This window comes from Pelotomaculum isophthalicicum JI, from assembly GCF_029478095.1.
In the GTDB taxonomy this organism is placed as follows: Bacteria; Bacillota; Desulfotomaculia; order Desulfotomaculales; family Pelotomaculaceae; genus Pelotomaculum_D; species Pelotomaculum_D isophthalicicum.
The window spans coordinates 65798-84087 of record NZ_JAKOAV010000010.1; the positions used below are offsets into that span (position 1 = coordinate 65798).

Genomic DNA, 18290 nt, shown 5'->3' on the forward strand with positions numbered 1-18290 from the left:
ATCAACCTTCCTTTTGTTCATTATTTTCATTTTTTGTATAATTGGCTTGGTTCTGATGGTAATACCCGAGTATGAAAAGTCCCTGCTCTTCCATATTCAAATGCGCCGGAAACGCATCCAGTCCGTTCATTACCTCCTGGATTTTTCGTTCTGACAGGTTTCCGTATTCAGATTTAGACAGATGATGCCGGGATAAACGCAACAGCAATGGAAACACCGAACCGGGAGTCGCGGAAGCCGCTCCGAAGTAACGATCCCGAATGGTGGCATTGATATTGCTTCCCAAAGCATCTTTCTGGGCTTTTTCCAGCAAGGAAAACAGTCTTCCCAGCAGATACGCATTATTAGTATTGTTTTCATTCAAACTCACAGTGATCATCGCCTCCCTTTCAGGCTGTTTTTGAATACGGTACTTTCTCGTTAAAAACGCTTTGATTACAGCCGCGCGTATGGTGTTTACGCCGCCATGCTCACCCCCGGTCCGGCAGCGAATTATCGCTGCGTTGTAAATGGGTTGAGGATACATCTGGCCTGACAGGATTGTCTTCAGCAGTTGACCTCCAAGCAGCGGCGGAATGTTCTTCGCATCTTCCAGAACGGCCAGCGCCTTCAGGGTCCGCCAGGGTGAAACCGTGCCGCCGAGCCTTTCTATTCCGGCAATGTCCATGTCTGTGTAGTGACGCGCTATTTTCTCCAGCACGTCCCCGAAACTGCTGACCTGCCAGAAACGCACCGACAGTCTGGCGGCGTTGGGCGCGAGTCCCAGAAGGTAACACCTGGTATCCGGATCAAATCCGGCATCGCCTACCGGTAATCCAGATTTCACGCGATCCAGGACAGCCTTGGCGTGCCGCGCCGCAGCAGGATCGATGCGCCGCTTCTCATTTTCTTCCCCCGTTTCGGCAACCACCGGGTCAAGACACCAGGCAAGAACTGTTTCCTCCGCTTTGCCACCTTTTTTATCCGCCCAAAAGACCATAGTAGTGTCCGCCAGACGAACCCGGTTGGTATCGCTGGCAATCAGGTAATTCAAAGCTGTACCATAAGCAAATGCCGCTTTAATACTGACAGGTGCATTAAAACTTTGCGATTTACCATACGAAGTAAACGCATCGGCATTAAACGATACGATCGATGCTCCACTGGTTTGTGCCCCGACCACACCTTTGATAGCCGGATGTATCCGCGCGATGGGAAGCTTCTCACCTAAAATTAGGCATTGACCAATTGTTTTATCAGTGTGATTATCATCAGACTCATCCCATTTTTCCTTAACCTTGGCATCCTCATGAACGTATCCTAGCATTCCGTCGATTTTGAAAACAATATTGTTACCATTAAGAAGTGCATCTAAGCTTCTGCCAATAATTGTATGAGATAGAGTCGGGACCCAACGCTGCAGAAATTTTAATATAACCTGAGCCCCTTGGCTAGGAATGCCATTAAGAAAGATTTCATTTTTCCTTCGAAAGTCTGCAAATTTCTCTGTTGCTAGCTCTGGTTCTCCATTTTTATTTCGATCAATTCCCAAGACATATGAAACGTTATCGCAAAGAATGTTTGCTGAAACACCCGATGTACGTTTTACCTGCTCTGGCACCATCATTTTTTGAGGAATACTCTTTTTTCCCTGTTGGACTGAAAGGGGCAAAATATCTATCAATTCGCCTTCATTATTTAGAACAACCGCATGCGTTATTTTTACAGGACTATATCCTGGAGGTGCCACTCCAGATTCAGGATCATCCATCAACTTTTGGTAGTACTCATTTAATGCCTGTAGGATCAAACACCTCGCCCCCTTGATAGCCGGGTGTCCACTACACCATCTCTCATGGTCGGCCGAAAAAAAATGGGTTGCATGTCATTGGCAAAATCAATGTCCCAAAGCATCCACCCCAAATCTATTTCACCCTTCAATGCTGATTTGGGGATCTCTCCTTCCACCAATTCAAAGTTTACCGGAAATTCACGGCAGCCAAAGTAAGGACGCATGTGACATTGTCCTTCCCGCGCCCGGCGAGAGAATATGTCGCAATGTTTTCCGGGATTATCACTCTCACCGGCTTTTTCTGTCAGCTCAAAATGAGCCTCAATAATATATTCCACGTCACGAAGCACCAGCGCCGCCCGCTGTTGGCGTTCATTTTGCGCTGCCGCATATTGATGAAGGTCGACGGTTCCTCCATTCATGGCGGTTTTAATATTTCGCTCGGAGATTTTTCCGGCAACCTCGTTTCTGCGGATCGAATCGAACCGGATGGGTTTCATGACATGAATGCGGTCAATTCTCCAGACCAGCGCGGGTTTCCAGTGTATGGCTTCCAGAATTCCGCGAGCGGCAGATGGCGTCATCACGTCATAGCTAACTCTTTCAGCTTTCATTTCGGGTCTGGTAAAGCAGGCATAGTCGCCCCAAACCCTGAGTTTGACTCCATATCCCATTACATTCTCCTTTCTATAAGTCCTTTGCGTCAGAATATCAGTACTTCGCCAGGTGCCTTCACCTCCTTCGCATCTTTCAGGCCAAACCGCCGGTCATAATAACTACGATCAGTAACAAATTTCATAAAATCACCCACAGTTTTGACGACCCTTTCCTTTTCCAAAGCTGCTAGCTCATGTTGGTAAACCTGTACTGTGTATGGCTGCAGACTGCGCACTTGACTTGCCGGGAACGGATGGCGGGCCGCGTTTTCCATCAATTCCTCGGCATGGTTGTCCCAGGGTACGACCACCGAAACAGTTGCATTGTCAATCAATTGGAATTTTTGAGCAATTTTTGCAAAAGGGAACGATAAATCATCTTTGCTGTCTTTAATCATTTTTAAAATATCACCGGCATCAAGGTTGTCACGCTCGATATCGAACAGATGATTAAAATAATACTCGATCGCTTCTAACGATAACAAATCATCATTTAGCTCATGTAAATGCCTTGCTGCACTACGAGTTAAAAATGCTACTTCAGAGAATCTGCCTTTTTGGGGCATACCATGCGGTTCAGGGTCAAATATGATCACCCGCCCTCTGGATCTCCGGCCTTCCCGGTTGCACCGGCCCGCCGCCTGGGCGATGGAATCAATACCAGCCGCGGCGCGGTAAACCACAGGAAAATCCACATCCACACCCGCTTCAATTAGCTGAGTAGAGACCACACGGCATGGTTTTCCATCCTGAAGCGCCCTGCGAATCTCTGCAAGAACCACCTTCCGGTGTGCCGGACACATACGTGCCGACAAATGATATGCGCCTTCCGGTTTCTTTGCCAAAAGCTTCTCAAATAACAACCTGGCATGGCGCCTGGTGTTAACGATGGTTAATACCTGCGGGATATCCGCCATTTCTTCAGCAAGCTCCTCGTCTGACATTTCGTTTTTGTTTTCCACACTAACACGTTTGAAAATTTTTTGAAGTTCATTCGGATCTTCCATGATTTCCACTATTTTCGGATTAGTAGGAATCAAATCCTTCACTGCGGGTTGCGTCGCCGTACAAAGCACCACCGTGGCGCCATAGTTGAAAACAAGCTCCGCTAATGCCCAGAGGCATGGTTTGATGTACTCAATCGGCATCATCTGCGCTTCGTCCAGTATAATCACACTATTAACTATGTTGTGCAGTTTTCTGCAACGAGATCCTTTATTTGCGTAAAGCGATTCAAAGAATTGCACTGCTGTAGTGACAACAACCGGCATGTCCCAATTTTCCGAAGCCAGGCGATGAACTTTTTCATGCTCATCCCAATCATCAAAGATTCCTTCGGGATATTCAAAGTTGCTGTGATGTTCAAGGACAACATTATCCTTTAGCGGGTCATCCTCCAACACTTCCCTGAACACCTGTGCATTCTGCTCGATTATACTGGTGTAAGGGATGACATAAATTATACGGTCTTTATCGTGTTTCACCGCGTGTTTGAGCCCGAATGCAAGAGATGAATATGTCTTTCCTCCGCCTGTTGGGACCGTCAAGGTAAAAAATCCCGGGGTAGATTCGGCTATAGCCAAACATCTTTCCAGAATGGCTTGACGCGCCGTGTTGATTACTGACGGATTTTGGCGGTTGCGTTCTGATAAAGCGCCTATCTTTTTCTCAAATTGTTTTAATAATTTTTCCAAAGAAACCGGTACCGGCCGCTTAATATACCGTTCGGTATTCATGAATCTTTCAGTATCTAAAAAATCCGCATCAACTAAACACGAATACATCATTCGAATGCAAAAAGAGAAACTAAATGCATCCATAGCGGGGTCTCTCGGCTTAGGCATTTCTGCAAGATCCTGGTTGTTCAGATCTGGAATCTCAATTTCTCCCGCATATGCCTGGTAATCCGGAATATCTTCCCTGGCGAGACGCTCCGGAAGATTTCCCGGGGCGCCTTTGTTTCCATCGGGTAATCCGCCATGATGTCCCGCAATTATAAACGCCAAGGCGAAACCGGTAACTTTCCCAAATCTGCGGCAAACTTCCTGCGCCCCTGCACTTTTATGATCTACTTTCGCACTTGCGCCCTCCAGGCGTTTTTGAAATGCCGCTGAATACTTTCCCAGATCATGAGCCAAACCAATAATTCTCCCCAGTTTACCCGCTCCGAATTTTGCTGCCCGTTCTTCCGTCATTCTGGCAACTTCATCTAAATGCCTCTTGAGCAGTTGCCAATGTTCCTTTGGCAGCACTTTTTTCGCTATCGGATCCTCCTTGGTATGGCCGTAGTAAATCATTAGCATCACCATCTCTGACTGACCTGTAAAAAACGGTCAGTTTAATTGCAATAATACATTTATTAATGTTGCATGGAAAAAAGGCATGTAAAATGGATGGCCCCATTTAATTGATTATATTAATAGTTTTTGAACATCCGGCATCATTTGTTGTTCTTTTTATCTAAGCAAGCAAAAAAAATGTCATATCATGTCGAATCACATAAAAACAACAACGACCGCCCTTTACGGACGGTCACTCTGTCTGTACTACTATTATACATTATCCTCATTCTGCCTTAACATCAGGGTTTGCCCTCAAACCCGGGAATATTTCTTCATGTGTATAGCGTAAATCAGTAGATTTTGCTTCCATCTCTGCTTCTTTCAACTTAATATAAATTTCACTTTCAAACAACTTGCGTTCGTAGGCTTCCATACTCATAACAACCATATCACCATACCCATTTTTGGTCAAAAAAACAGGTTCTGATGTTTCATGCACAATCCTTGAAATTTCGGCAAAGTTATTACGCAAATCTGAAACCGGTCTAATCTGCGGCATAAAAAACACCTCTCGTCATTAACTTAGCATAATATTATCTTAATTACGCTAATGCGTCAATCTGAGTAAGGTTGAGTGTTTAAGCTTATGGTATGGTTTCAGATCCCCAAAAGGAACAAATGAAAAGCACTTCTTAAAAGCTATTTAAATAAAGTAAGGGAGAATGGATTCATTACGCTTTTTTTAATAATTTTCGAAGGCATGACAGCAAATCCAATTATGCATCATAATCACATCAACAGTACCCCGTTTTTATTTGTTTTAATGGTGTTTATCGTGTCGGCATACTTTATATTCAGGGCAAAATAAACTCATAATTCAATATTACACTTAAGCTATCACTCATGAATCCGAACCGTCCATGGCTGCCGCTTCTCTGATCCGCCGCACAGCGGAAGCGATATCCGCGCTGTCGAATATCGCCGAACCGGCCACCAATACACTAGCGCCGGCCCGCACCACAGCGGCGACTGTGTCCAAATTCACCCCGCCGTCGACCTGGATTTCGGCGTTTAAGCCCCGCTCATCAAGCATTTGCCTGACCGTCCTGATTTTGGGCAGCACCTCCGGAATAAAAGCCTGCCCTCCAAAGCCGGGGTTGACAGTCATCAATAAGACCAGATCCACCAAGGGCAGAATATATTCCACAGCGCCGGGCGGTGTGGCCGGGTTCAACGCCACTCCGGCCCGGACGCCTTTTTCCCGGATCATGGAAAGGATTCGGTGCAGGTGCCGCGCCGCCTCCACATGCACTGTGATTAAGTCCGCGCCGGCGTTGATAAACTGCTCAACGTACAGTTCAGGGTTTTCAATCATCAGGTGGACGTCAAAGCACATGCGGCTTTGCGGCCTGAGCGCCTTCACCACTAGCGGCCCAATGGTAATATTGGGGACAAAATGACCGTCCATAACATCAATATGCAGATACTCAGCCCCAGCCTCCTCGACTTGTATAACATCGTCAAGTAACGCCGCAAAATTCGCGGATAATATAGAAGGTGCCAGTTTGACCATCAATACCGCCTCCTGCCTCTTAATTCCTGCAAAAATTCAACATATTGACGGTAGCGCGATTCTTCAATTCCACCTAGTTCCACCGCTTCCTTGACAGCGCAGCCGGGTTCCTTGTCATGAAGGCAGCCGCCAAAATGACAATTCCCGCTGTACTCTTCCATTTCCGGGAAATAGCGGGCTAATTCCTCCAGTTTTATATCAGGCAAGTCCAGGTTGGAAAAACCGGGGGTGTCCGCCACTAATCCGTCTTCCGGCAGGGGAATCAATTCCACATGGCGGGTAGTATGCTTGCCCCGCTTTAATTTCTCGCTGATCGCTCCGGTTTTTAATGTCAGCTCCGGCATTATGGCGTTTAATATCGTCGACTTGCCGACCCCGGAAGGACCGGCAAATACCGATACTTTTCCCCGCAGCTTCCCCCGCAGTCTGTCCAGCCCCGCCCCGGTCACCGCGCTGGTAACCACCACAGGGTATATTCCCTGGTAGCGGGAAACAAGATCAAACTCGTAATCTTTTATTAGGTCAATTTTATTGAAACAAATCAGCGGGTCAATCTGATTCATGATTGCCGTAATGAGAAAACGGTCAAGCAAGCCTGGATTAGGCTCAGGCTGCCGTACGGAAAAAATAATTATCGCTTGGTCCACGTTGGCGATGGGCGGCCGGAACAGCGCGGAGCGGCGGGGCAATATTTTTACGATCACGCCAACCCGGTCTTGTGTTGGCGCCAGTTCCACCCGGTCGCCAACAAGGACTTGCTGTTTTTCATAACGGAAGCGCCCCCGCAGCGAGCACTCCCATTCACAGTGACCGTCATAAACATAATAATAGCCGCTGTAAGCTTTCCGTACAATGCCCTGTACCAGGTTTTGCCCGCTATTCAAAAGATTCTTCACCTTTCAAGATTTTATCCACATAAACTTGAATAGTAGCTTTGCCATAATAGGGTACTACTTTGACCACTGATTTCTCATTTTTGACAGTGCCGACAAAAGCATCAGTGGTCCCCCGCACATCTTTAACCACGATCCTCAGCTCATGCTCCTTCTTATCGTCATCAAACTTGGCTTCCACACTGGCGGTACGCATTGTCGGACCCGGCCCGTCGCTGACGGTCACCTTCACCGTGGAACCTTCCTGGACCTCTGTATCCTTGGCCGGAATCTGGGTGATCACATGCCCGGAGAAGTAACTGGTACTTTTAACCCTGGTTATATTTTCATCAAGAATTAACTTGAGCTTTTCCAGTTCGGCTTTCGCTTTCTCCACTGTCAGGCCGGTCAGGTCAGGCACTTTATGCGTCATAGGCTGCTTACCCATACTGACATACAGGACTACCGCGCTCCCCTTTGCTAGTTTATCACCGGGTTTGGGCTCTTGCTCCATCACGACTCCTTGCACATAGGTATCGCTGTACTTTTCCTGAACCGGCTCAGCAACGTTTAAATCATTTTTATTGATTACGCTTATCGCATCACTGAGCTTTTGTCCGATGACTGAAGGCACGGTTCGCTGTTCCGCTCCCTGACTGACATTAAGAGTTACGTAGCGGTTGACTTTTATCCTGGTGCCTGCTGTGGGATCCTGGGCAATAACGTTGTCCGCCGGCACGTCGGGATTGTTGCTCCGGGTCACATTTATGTTTTTACTCTTTATACCCCGATCAAGTAAGATACTTTTCGCCTCATCAAGAGTTTTTCCCACGACGTAAGGCATTGTCACTTCTTTGACATTAAAGTAAAATTGATATGCCGCGGCTCCCGCGGCGAACACACCTAAAATAATCAAAGCCGCCCAGAGCCAGCCGTAGCTTCTCTTTTTCCCGCGCGCTTCCCTGTCAACGGGCTGGATATCCCCGGCGACCCCGCGAACGGTGGGAATCACCCTGGTGGCAAATTCATCAACGGGATCTGAGCGCGGTGTGTCTTTGATGCCGGTCCCTGATATATCCTCAAGTTCCTGCGCCATCTGTCTGGCTGTTTCGTACCGGCCGGACGGGCTTTTTGCCATGGCCTGGGCGATGACCTTTTCCAAGCCCAACGGCACTGCCGGATTCAGCAAGGAAGGGCGTGGCGGCTCATCCTGGATATGCTTCAAAGCGACGCCAACCGGGGTGTCTCCCTGGAACGGCAGCGCTCCTGTGACCATTTCATACAATACAACACCCAGGGAATAGATATCGGAGCGCGGTCCGGTGTTTTCTCCACGCGCCTGTTCAGGAGAAAGGTAATGGACCGAACCCATGATGGTGTCAGTCTGGGTAAGAGTAGCGGCAGTGGCCCCCCTGGCGATGCCAAAGTCGGTAAGTTTGGCTCGCCCGTCCCTGGTGATTAGAACGTTCTGCGGCTTGACATCCCGGTGCACAATGTCGTTTTCGTGGGCATGCTCCAGCGCTTCGCTGATCTGCCGGGCAATCTGAGCGGCCCTGACCGGGGTTAAAGGACCATGCAGCCTGATCAGGTTTTTTAAGTTGTCACCTTCAACATATTCCATGACCAGGTAGTCAACCGCGTCAACGCGCCCGACGTCATAAATGCTGACAATATTCGGGTGCGAGAGGCTGGCGATAGCCTGGGCCTCCCTGCGAAACCGTTTTACGAAGTCTTCGTCACTGGTAAACTCGGGACGGAGCACTTTTATCGTAACAAGCCTGTTCAAAATAGTATCCCGGCCTTTATAAACTATGGCCATGCCCCCGCCGCCCAGTTGTTCCATGATTTCATAGCGGTTCCCCAAAAGCTTCCCGATCAATATATTCACCCCTCAAATCTACACTAAACAGATTAGTAATTCTTGCGCACCGCTTGCCGCTAATCTTAATACCCCTTTGCCAGAGCCGTCGCCAGGAGCCTGCCCGCAACCGGCGCCGCGACGGACCCGCCTGAACCGGCGTTTTCCAAAACAACCGCGACGGCCAGCCTGGGCTGCTCCGCGGGCGCGAAACCGACAAACCAGGCGTGAGTCTGACCGTGCGGGTTTTGGGCGGAACCGGTTTTACCGGCCATCTGCGTCCCGGATACTGCCGCGGCCGTCGCCGTACCGCTGCGCACCGCGTCGACCATCCCTTCTTTGATAATTCCGGAAATAGCCGGGGTGGTTGCGGTGAGCCACTGGCGTTGCACCGCGGACTGAACAATTTCACCTGTAGAGTCTTTTACCGAGTCAACCAGATAGGGCCGCATAATCACACCCTGGTTGGCTATTGCCGCCGCCGCCAGGGCCATATGCAACGGGCTTACCAGTACTTCCCCCTGACCGATGGCGCTGCTGGCCAGTTCTGTCTGAGTCATGTCACCCGGAGCGGCAAGCGTACCTGGCCGTACCGCGATTCCCGGGTCGGGATCCTGATCCATCCCAAAAGCCTTAAAGACACGGTAAAAGTTGTCGGCGCCCATCCCTAGACCCAACTGGGCAAAAGTAGTGTTGCACGAGACAGCAAGGGCTTTTTTTAGATCCACTTCACCATGAGCGGCCAGGTCGGTCAGTTTATACCCGCCCACCATCAAGTAACCCTGGCAGTTGAAAATGCTGTTGGCAAGCCCGGGCTTGGCAGCCAGCGCTCCGGCCGCGGTAATGATTTTGAATGTTGAGCCGGGCGGGTAAGCTCCCTGCGTCGCCCTGTTAAGCAAGGGCGAGTCCGCCGCCTGCACCAGGCTCGGCCAGTTTTCATCCAGGTGATTGGGGTCGTAACCCGGGGCTGAAGCCACTACCCGCAAAGCCCCTGTCCGGATATCAACCAGGACAACCGCCCCCCGCCGGCCCCCAAGCAACTGCTCAGCAAGCCCCTGCAGGGAAGAGTCAATAGTGAGAGTCAGATCGCCGCCTTTTTGCTCTTTACCAAGGATCTTATTAATAAAGTTCCTGATACTGTCTGAGCCTTCCATTCCCAGCAGATAAGGGTCGTATGCGGATTCAAGGCCCGCCCGCCCGTACCGGTCGGAAATGTACCCGATAATATGGGCCGCGTCATCCCCCAGGGGATAAACCCGCCGGCCTTGTTTGCCGTCAAATTCAGTCTTAGCCAGGACAACACCCCTGGCATCGTAGATATTCCCCCGCCTCACTTGCGTCTCCCTCTCCCGCGTGCGGCGGTTATAAGGGTTCGCGGCCAGGGCCGGGTCCTTGACTACCTGCAAATATGACAGGTAGCCTACAAGGACTAATAATAAGCCCAGCAGCAAAAAACCAAGTTTAAGAATATTCTTCTTCATATATTGCTTTCTTCCTCATGGGAAATATTCAATAAGAGTCCTAGCAATATAAAGTTTGCCACCAGCGAACTGCCCCCATAACTTATATACGGAAGAGTAATGCCGGTTAACGGCAACAACTTGGTAACCCCGGCAATAATGATAAAAGCCTGTATACCAAGGAGGGACGTCAAACCGGAAGCCGCCAGGGCGGCAAAATCATCAGACGTTTTTAAAGCGATCCTGATTCCCCGGTAAACAAAAATCATAAAAAGGATAATAATTCCCGCGCCGCCCGCCAAACCCAGCTCTTCACAAATGGCGGAAAATATCAAATCCGTATGCACCGCCGGAATGTAGCCCGGGTATCCCAAGCCGAGACCGCTTCCGAGCACACCGCCCGAGTTAATCGCAAAAAGCGACTGGATGATCTGGTATCCCGTGGTTTCAATAGTAGGCCACGGGTTCATCCATATTTCCACTCTGGCGCGCACATGGTCAAACATATAGAAACTGGCCGCCGCTCCCGCGATAAAAAGCGCAAAACCAAATAGAACATAGGAAATACGGGAAGTGGCCACATAGACCATGGTCAGAAAAGTACTGAAATAAATCAGCGCCGCGCCGAGGTCTTTCTGAAATACCAGCAATAAAAGCGAAATTCCCCACATGGCCAGCAGCGGGCCCCACTCCTGTGGTCCCGGCAAAGACATGCCGCCCAGGTTCCTGGTTCCGACAGTTAAAACAGCCCTATTTTCCGACAGGTAGCTGGCCAGGAAAAGCACTACCAGGATCTTAACAAACTCGGAAGGCTGAAAATGCAATATGCCGATATCCAGCCAACTCTTCGCCCCTCCCTGCTCGTGGCCGAAAAAAACAGGTAAAATTAAAACAATCAAGCCGGCAAGCGCGTAAATATACTTGTAGTCACTTAAAAACCGGAAATCAAGGAGCAACCGTGAAGTCAAGAGCAGGACTCCAAGCCCAATCAGCAGCCAGAAAAACTGGCGCACACCATACGCCGGATCCAGGCGAAACAGGAAAACCAAGCCGGTAGTGGAAAGCAGGGCGGTTAACGGCAGCAAAAAACAGTCCCCGCGGTATCCGGCAATATGCCAGTAAACACTTACCAGGAAGTAGGCGGCTATAACGGAAATGCAAGCGAAAACAACCTTCCGGTCAGGAGTCCCGGCTGATCCCAGATACAGCGCGAGCGCCCCGGCCATGGCGTAAACACCGGTAAGAAAAAGCAGCTTCCACTCAACCTGCCGGCCTTTCATCACACTCATCTCATTTCCTCGAAATCTTAATCAGCAGCCGGAATCAAAACTGGGCCAGGATAATAGTAATATTGTCCGCGCCACCATAATGAAGCGCCTTGTCAAGCAAGACATGCACTGCCGCGTCGATGTCTTTGGATGAATTAATAATATATAAAAGGTCCTCCTGACGAAGATAACGGGTTAAGCCGTCGGTGCACAGCAAAAGGAGATCGTTTGCAACTACTTTATACCGGTAATGGTCCACCTCTACCGACTGTTCAGTTCCAAGCGCCCTGGTCAGCAAATTGCGCTGAGGGTGCTGCAGCGCCTGTTCTTCGCTAATCCCGCCGTTTCTTAGCAGTTCCTGCACCAGTGAATGATCTTGAGTCAATTGACGAATACTGCCCCGGCAAATCAAATACGCCCGGCTGTCGCCCACATGAGCGATAATCAGGTCATCCTCACGCTTCAAACAGGCGGTTATAGTTGTTCCCATGCCATGAAGTTCCTTATTACGGCCGGATAGTTCGAATACCGCAATATTGGCCAGTCTAACGGAATCAAGCAGGGCTTTCTCCGGTGATTCACCTTTTTTCAGCGAGCGGGCGAGCTCTTTTTCCAACGTTTGGAGAGCAAGGCCGCTGGCAACTTCACCCCCCTGGTGTCCGCCCATCCCGTCCGCAACTGCCAGTAATCCCATATCCGGCGATACAAGCAGGCTGTCTTCATTATCCTTCCGTGATAAACCCGTATCAGTGATCTGCGCCCACCTCATACCCCCACCTCACAAACTGAAAAATAACGCCACCGATTCTAATCTTATCTCCATTTGCCAACACAATCGGCTTATTCACCTGAATTTCGTTCAAGAAAGTGCCGTTGGTACTATGCAAATCCTCCAACCAGTACTGCCCTTCCTTAAAGTATATCCGCGCATGCCTGGCAGAAGCAAATGAAGCGGATATGACTATATCGCTCCGGTTGTCCCTGCCTATAAGCGTTTCCCTGTCGAAACCAAAAGTGCCGCCTGGTTTCAGTTCGGAAACAGAGCTTTCGACAACCACCAGTTCAACTTGACCGGTTCTTTCAAAAGAACGGGGTTCTTCTCTCTGCCGGCTGGGCAAACTGTCTTTAATCTGTTGTGACGATACTTCTTTTAAGTCGGTGATCATCCATTTGACCAGCCTGAAAATTGAAAGAATCAGCAACAATAAAAAAGCATACCTTAAAGTCATTATAAGTATATTAAGCATAGCTAATCCACCTTAAAGGCGCAGACTGTAGTGCCCATGGCTACTTCATCTCCCGGTTCAAGAACTTTTGACATAATTCTGAAACCATTCACCCATGTCCCGTTCGTACTCCCCAGATCGGTAATGGTAAACCTGCCCCGTATCCGTTCAAGCCGCGCCTGGCGTCTGGAAACACTGGAGTCGCTAAGGACGATATCGCACCCGGAATGCCGCCCGATAACCTGGGGAACCGTACTCAAATTAATGATTCTCCCTGTTTCCGGGCCGGCTATAACTTGCAGCCGGGCATAAACGGCAGGCGCTTTTTCCACAACAGTGACATCCTTGGTCAGGCGAAAAAGCTGGGTGTGCTCCAGCACCTCTTCATTCGTTTCAAGCGGTTCATTCTCCGGCAATTCCTCACTAAAGCCGGATTCTATTTTCATATACCCTATTTCCTCGATTTCTTCTCTGACAAAATCCACAACCGGCGGGCCGGCGAGGGTATATTTCTTTTCCCCGGCCTTCTGATTAACGTATTCTTGAAGTTCCTTGGATAATGATGAAGCTATCGTGGCAATATTATCGTAATCACTAGCGTTTAAGTAAACGGTAAATTTATTGGGCACGTAAATTTTATTGACACTTACCCGCCTGCGGTCCCTCATCTCCCTGGCCAGCCTTTTGGCTATCTCGGCAGGTTGGATGCGGCCTTTGAACTTATCTTTAAAAAACCCTTCGATATACTTTTCCAAACTGCCTTCCAAGCCGGAGAAAACACCCAAGAAGCTCACCTCCCGACCCGCTGTTTAAACAAAGCCTTTAACAGTTCCTTCACTTATTCTCAGGTTCACCAACTCTTTGAATCAGGCTGTAAAATCACCCTTTTGGCAAGAGCCCCTCCAACCTGATTAACTTTATTGCCGATGGTTTTTTGCCTTAACTGCCCGCAGGCGCCATCGATGTCCCCGCCGAGACTCCGGCGGACAGTCACGGATATGCCCATTTTCTCAAGAATGTTTTTAAATATGACAACCCCTCGTCTGGCAGGCGGCCGGACACCCCGTTCCGGCACCGGATTGGCCGGGATCAAATTAACGTGACAGAGCATCCCCGCCAGCAATGCGCCCAGCTCGGCAGCCAACTCACGGCCATCGTTAACCCCGGCAATAAGGGCATATTCAAAAGTAATCCGCCGGCCTGTCTTTATCGCGTATTCCCTGCAGGCCTCCATCAAAATTCGAAGCGGGTATTTCTTATTAACCGGCATCAACTCGTCCCGCAGAGCATCGTTCGGCGCGTGCAGCGACACCGCCAGGGTAATCGCCAGTTTTTCACCTGCAAGCTCCCTGATCCGGGGCGCCAGGCCGCAGGTAGAAACAGTTATATGGCGCTGGCCTATATTAAGGCCATAAGGAGCAGTGACGTTTTTTATAAAAGTAAGGGTGGCCTGATAATTGTCCAGAGGTTCGCCGGAACCCATGATCACCACATGGCTTACCCTTTCCCCGCTGTCCTTTTGCATGCCAAGGACTTGTCCGTAAATTTCACCTGAACTCAGGTTCCGGACAAAACCGCCCAGGCTTGAGGCACAGAGACGGCAACCCATCCGGCAACCGGCCTGGGTGGAGACACAGGCGGAGTTGCCATAGTTGTGTTTCATCAAAACACTTTCAACCGCTTGACCGTCACCCAGTTTGAAGAGATATTTTACTGTATCTCCACCCCGGGAAACCTGTTTTTTCATGACCTCAACGCGCCCAATCCCGGCGAAAGCAGCCAGCCGCTCGCGCATATCCCGGGGTAAGTTGGTCATTTCTTCAAGAGATCCGGCGCCTTTTTGAAAGACCCATTCCGCTATCTGTCTCGCCCGGTACACCTCTGCCCCCGTTTCCCGCATCAAACCGGCCAGTTCAGACAGGGCGAGGTCCCTCAAATCGATTTTGACCGACATTGAACCTGAACCTCTTTCTTAAATAAAACTATTCTCCATCATTTTGCCCTATCCCTTTTTTCTCATCCGGGATATAAAAAAGCCGTCCATCCCATGCCGGTGAGGCAGTATCTCCAAATAACCGGAATGCATAGTCCCTTGCTCGTCCAAACTAACGGGAAGATATGGGCGTAAATCTTCCGGAATAAAGTCCGGTTGACAGGCAAGAAAGTCTTCTATCTGGCCAAAATTCTCTTCACGGGTAATTGTGCAGGTACTGTATACAAGCACTCCGTTCTTTTTCAGACACCGGGCGGCGCTTTTTAATATCCCGGACTGAAGCCGAACAATGCCCGGAAGCTGGCCCGGCTCTTTGCGCCAGCGGGCATCAGGCCGGCGTCTCAGGACACCCAGGCCGGTGCAGGGTGCGTCAACCAGGATAAAGTCGGCCCACTCACGCAGTTGCTCCGGCAATCGCCCGGCATCCATCGCCAGACTCTTAACAATGTTTATCCCGAGGCGGCGGCAATTTTCTTCAATCAATGCGAGCTTGTGCGGGTGAATATCCACCGCCAGGATTTCGCCCCGGTTTTCCATCAGTTCAGCCAGATGGGTAGTCTTGCCGCCGGGCGCGCCGCAAGCATCCAGCACACGGGCGCCGGGCCGGGGCATTAAAGCCCTGCCGGCCAGCATGGAGCTTTCATCTTGTATCTGAAACAACCCTTCTTTAAAAGCGGTTAGTGAATTCAAAGAAAAGAAATCTTCGATATTAAGCCCTTCCGGAGCATAAGCGGTTTCGCGCACAGTCAAGCCGTCTTCCCTCAACCTGTTCGCGAGCTCGGCCCGCGTCAGCTTGAGATTATTTGTCCGCACCGTATTCGGCGCCGGCTCATTATTAGCCCGGCAAAGAGAGATCGTTTCTTCCTGGCCGAACCGCGCCAGCCAGCCTTCCACGAGCCACGCCGGGTGGGAATAGCGCAATGAGATATGGGCAACCGGGTCATCCGCCATTTCTGGAAACTTTATTTCTTTTATCTGCCTTGATACGTTGCGCAGCACCCCATTCACAAACTTCACCGAGCCGGCGTGTCCATGCCTGCGCGCCATCTCCGCTCCCTCATTGCAAGCGGCGGACGGTGGCACCCGGCTCATAAATATTAGCTGGTACACACCGAGGCGCAAGATATTGCGCAATATTACAGTCTGGGATTTTAGCGGCTTTTTAATGAATTGCGCCAGCACCCAGTCAAGAGTGTTGCGTGTCCGCAATGTTCCATAAGTTAATTCAGTGGCAAAAGCCCGGTCGAGCTTACCGGGCCGGTATCTTTCCAGGACCTGATTTAAGGCCAGATTGGCATACGCGCCGTCTTCCTCAACTGCTCTCAACACCTGCAGCGCCAATTCCCTGGCCGAAATTTGAGGCAACTGGATCCATCCTTTCGAATATTCACAAAATATTATTTTGTGAATATTCAGGTACTCAGAATTCAGGAGTCAGAATTCAGAATAATTCTTAAAAAATCATTTATTCTGACTCCTGACTTCTGACTCCTGCTTAGTTACTATATTTTTCTCACAGCTGTAAGCTCTAGCTTGCCAACTTGTCCCTCTGACTGATGAAAAAACAGATGGCTTCCTCCACTTTAGGCAATTTAACCTGGGTGTTGAAACATGGCCCGAAAGGCCGCTCGTTAGTAACTCCCAGCACCGGAATGGGGTTGGAGTCTTGAATGCCGCTGGTCAGATCACGCTCGCACGCTATAGCCACAATGCCGCGGGGATGGTACTCCCGGACAAATTTTCGGGCTAGCGTGCCTCCGGTGGCCATGCCTATGTTAAAGCCGTATTTGTCTCTTAAATTTAGAAGCTCACTGACAACACACCCTCCGCAGCGTTGGCAGTTATTGATATCAACAGTAATCTTGTGTGGACAGTCACTCTTTTGCAGACAGTGCGGCACCAGCAACAAGACCTGTCTCGGGAGCAGGTTGAGCACCTTAGATCTTACCAAGAAATTATTCACTTCAATAAATGAGTTCTTAATCCTGTCTTTTTCGATATGAAAAAAACGGCCGAGGACTAGCGCGAGTGGGAAGAAAATGTTTAAGGCCACCCGCATCGGGCCACGAAAGGCCGAGATGTCCCTCGCGTAAATAATGGTCAGGACAATACCTCCCACGCCAAAACCCGCCACTATGATCCCACCCAGCAAAGAAACGCCTAAAGTGAGCAAGAGCACCTGATCAAACAAACTTCTGACCGGGTTGGCCGTTATGTACCATATCGCCGTTAGAAGCAAGCAAGCCGCCAGCAGGCTGGCGCTCAACAGTCCGATAAACAACCTCTTCCGCACCGGGTTAAACGTTCCCGCTATCACCGCATACCGTCTCCTTCTCCGGAACATTTGAGAGGATCACACCCAATGGAGCCGGTGTTCCTCTTAAAAAGTCAGCGGCGCTCATGCGCTTCGCTCCCTGCATCTGAAGTTCGTTAATAACCAGTAAACCTTTACCCGTTCCCACTAAAATACCGTCCCGCGCGGTTCCCATCACTCTCCCGGGACGGGCCAACAATTGCTCCTCATCGAGTATAGTGGCGCGCCAGATTTTCAGCATTTTCCCTCCCAGGTAGGTACGCGCGCCAGGCCACGGGTTCATGCCCCTGATCAGGTTATAGATATCCTGCGCCGGCTTTTCCCAGATGATTAATTCGTCCGCACCGGTGAGCACCGGCGCGTAAGACGATTCGCCCGTTTGAGGTATTCTGGGCGCCCGTCCCTGTCCAATCATGTCCATCGTCTCGACCAACAGGCGCGCGCCCACGGCGGACAGGCGGTCGTGCACGTCACCGACGGTATCTTCCATAAAAATAGGAACCTTTTCCCTAAGAATCATATCCCCCGTGTCAAGCCCCTCATCAATAAACATGGTGGTAACCCCGGTTATCTTTTCACCGTTGATCACCGCCCGGTGAATAGGCGCGGCGCCCCGGTACTTCGGCAACAAGGAAGCGTGGACATTAACACAGCCATGCTCAGGCAGCAAAAGAATAGCCGGGGGCAGGATCCGCCCATAAGCCACAACCACGATGACTTCCGGCGAATAACCCCGCAATAAATCGATAAAATCCGGATCTTTTATCTGAACCGGCTGAATTACGGGCAGGTTTAAACTCAGGGCAATCTCCTTTACCGGCGGCGGCGCATATTTTTTACCTCTGCCTTTCGGCCTGTCAGGCTGAGTCACGACAGCCCGCACGTCGTGGCCGGCATCAACCAGCGCCTTTAAAGAAGGCACCGCGAAATCCGGCGTTCCCATAAATACTACGCGCATCTCTTATCCCTCTTAGAAATTAAGTATTCAGCATCCAGGAGTCAGAATTCAGAATACTT

16 protein-coding genes are annotated in these 18290 nt (G+C 50.0%); all 16 read right to left on the reverse strand.

The genetic code is table 11. The annotated features are described in order from the left end of the window. Window position 1: 1 nt before the first annotated feature. Entirely contained in the window at window positions 2–1789 is a 1788-nt protein-coding gene (cas8c, locus tag L7E55_RS07185) for a type I-C CRISPR-associated protein Cas8c/Csd1 (protein WP_277443433.1), read from the reverse strand. Continuing rightward, window positions 1786–2445 carry a type I-C CRISPR-associated protein Cas5c gene (gene cas5c, locus L7E55_RS07190; protein WP_277443434.1) on the reverse strand — a complete coding sequence of 220 codons (660 nt, stop codon included), beginning with the start codon at window positions 2443–2445 and terminating at the stop codon, window positions 1786–1788. Before cas5c ends, cas8c begins: the two co-directional genes overlap by 4 nt. A gap of 29 nt (window positions 2446–2474) precedes the next feature. Next, window positions 2475–4724, reverse strand: a complete 2250-nt coding sequence (gene cas3 / locus L7E55_RS07195; protein ID WP_277443435.1) for a CRISPR-associated helicase Cas3' — start codon at window positions 4722–4724, stop codon at window positions 2475–2477. Window positions 4725–4992: 268 nt separating this feature from the next. Beyond that, window positions 4993–5268 carry a type II toxin-antitoxin system Phd/YefM family antitoxin gene (locus L7E55_RS07200; protein ID WP_277443436.1) on the reverse strand — a complete coding sequence of 92 codons (276 nt, stop codon included), beginning with the start codon at window positions 5266–5268 and terminating at the stop codon, window positions 4993–4995. A gap of 342 nt (window positions 5269–5610) precedes the next feature. After that, a complete protein-coding gene (rpe, locus tag L7E55_RS07205) occupies window positions 5611–6282 on the reverse strand; it encodes a ribulose-phosphate 3-epimerase (protein ID WP_277443438.1) in 672 nt (223 codons plus the stop codon). Continuing rightward, window positions 6282–7166, reverse strand: a complete 885-nt coding sequence (gene rsgA, locus L7E55_RS07210; RefSeq protein ID WP_277443440.1) for a ribosome small subunit-dependent GTPase A — start codon at window positions 7164–7166, stop codon at window positions 6282–6284. The genes rpe and rsgA overlap by 1 nt, the downstream gene beginning before the upstream one ends. Continuing rightward, window positions 7159–9033, reverse strand: coding sequence for a Stk1 family PASTA domain-containing Ser/Thr kinase (pknB, locus tag L7E55_RS07215; protein WP_420852018.1), 1875 nt, complete (start codon window positions 9031–9033; stop codon window positions 7159–7161). Before pknB ends, rsgA begins: the two co-directional genes overlap by 8 nt. Window positions 9034–9098: 65 nt before the next feature. After that, window positions 9099–10493 carry a peptidoglycan D,D-transpeptidase FtsI family protein gene (locus tag L7E55_RS07220; RefSeq protein WP_277443442.1) on the reverse strand — a complete coding sequence of 465 codons (1395 nt, stop codon included), beginning with the start codon at window positions 10491–10493 and terminating at the stop codon, window positions 9099–9101. After that, entirely contained in the window at window positions 10490–11761 is a 1272-nt protein-coding gene (locus L7E55_RS07225) for an FtsW/RodA/SpoVE family cell cycle protein (RefSeq protein ID WP_420852019.1), read from the reverse strand. Before L7E55_RS07225 ends, L7E55_RS07220 begins: the two co-directional genes overlap by 4 nt. A gap of 34 nt (window positions 11762–11795) precedes the next feature. Continuing rightward, window positions 11796–12509, reverse strand: a complete 714-nt coding sequence (locus tag L7E55_RS07230) for a Stp1/IreP family PP2C-type Ser/Thr phosphatase (RefSeq protein WP_277443443.1) — start codon at window positions 12507–12509, stop codon at window positions 11796–11798. Then, window positions 12487–12987 (reverse strand): FHA domain-containing protein, encoded by a 501-nt coding sequence (locus tag L7E55_RS07235; protein WP_277443444.1) that lies wholly within the window; start codon window positions 12985–12987, stop codon window positions 12487–12489. Before L7E55_RS07235 ends, L7E55_RS07230 begins: the two co-directional genes overlap by 23 nt. Window positions 12988–12989: 2 nt before the next feature. After that, a complete protein-coding gene (locus tag L7E55_RS07240; protein ID WP_277443445.1) occupies window positions 12990–13751 on the reverse strand; it encodes an FhaA domain-containing protein in 762 nt (253 codons plus the stop codon). A gap of 65 nt (window positions 13752–13816) precedes the next feature. Further along, window positions 13817–14920 carry a dual-specificity RNA methyltransferase RlmN gene (gene rlmN / locus L7E55_RS07245; RefSeq protein WP_277443446.1) on the reverse strand — a complete coding sequence of 368 codons (1104 nt, stop codon included), beginning with the start codon at window positions 14918–14920 and terminating at the stop codon, window positions 13817–13819. A 48-nt stretch (window positions 14921–14968) separates the two neighbouring features. Then, window positions 14969–16324, reverse strand: coding sequence for a 16S rRNA (cytosine(967)-C(5))-methyltransferase RsmB (gene rsmB / locus L7E55_RS07250; protein WP_277443447.1), 1356 nt, complete (start codon window positions 16322–16324; stop codon window positions 14969–14971). Window positions 16325–16487: 163 nt separating this feature from the next. Next, on the reverse strand, window positions 16488–17276 hold the full coding sequence (locus L7E55_RS07255) for a DUF116 domain-containing protein (protein WP_277443449.1): 789 nt from the start codon (window positions 17274–17276) through the stop codon (window positions 16488–16490). After that, entirely contained in the window at window positions 17257–18231 is a 975-nt protein-coding gene (gene fmt, locus L7E55_RS07260; protein ID WP_277443450.1) for a methionyl-tRNA formyltransferase, read from the reverse strand. Before fmt ends, L7E55_RS07255 begins: the two co-directional genes overlap by 20 nt. Window positions 18232–18290 lie beyond the last annotated feature (59 nt).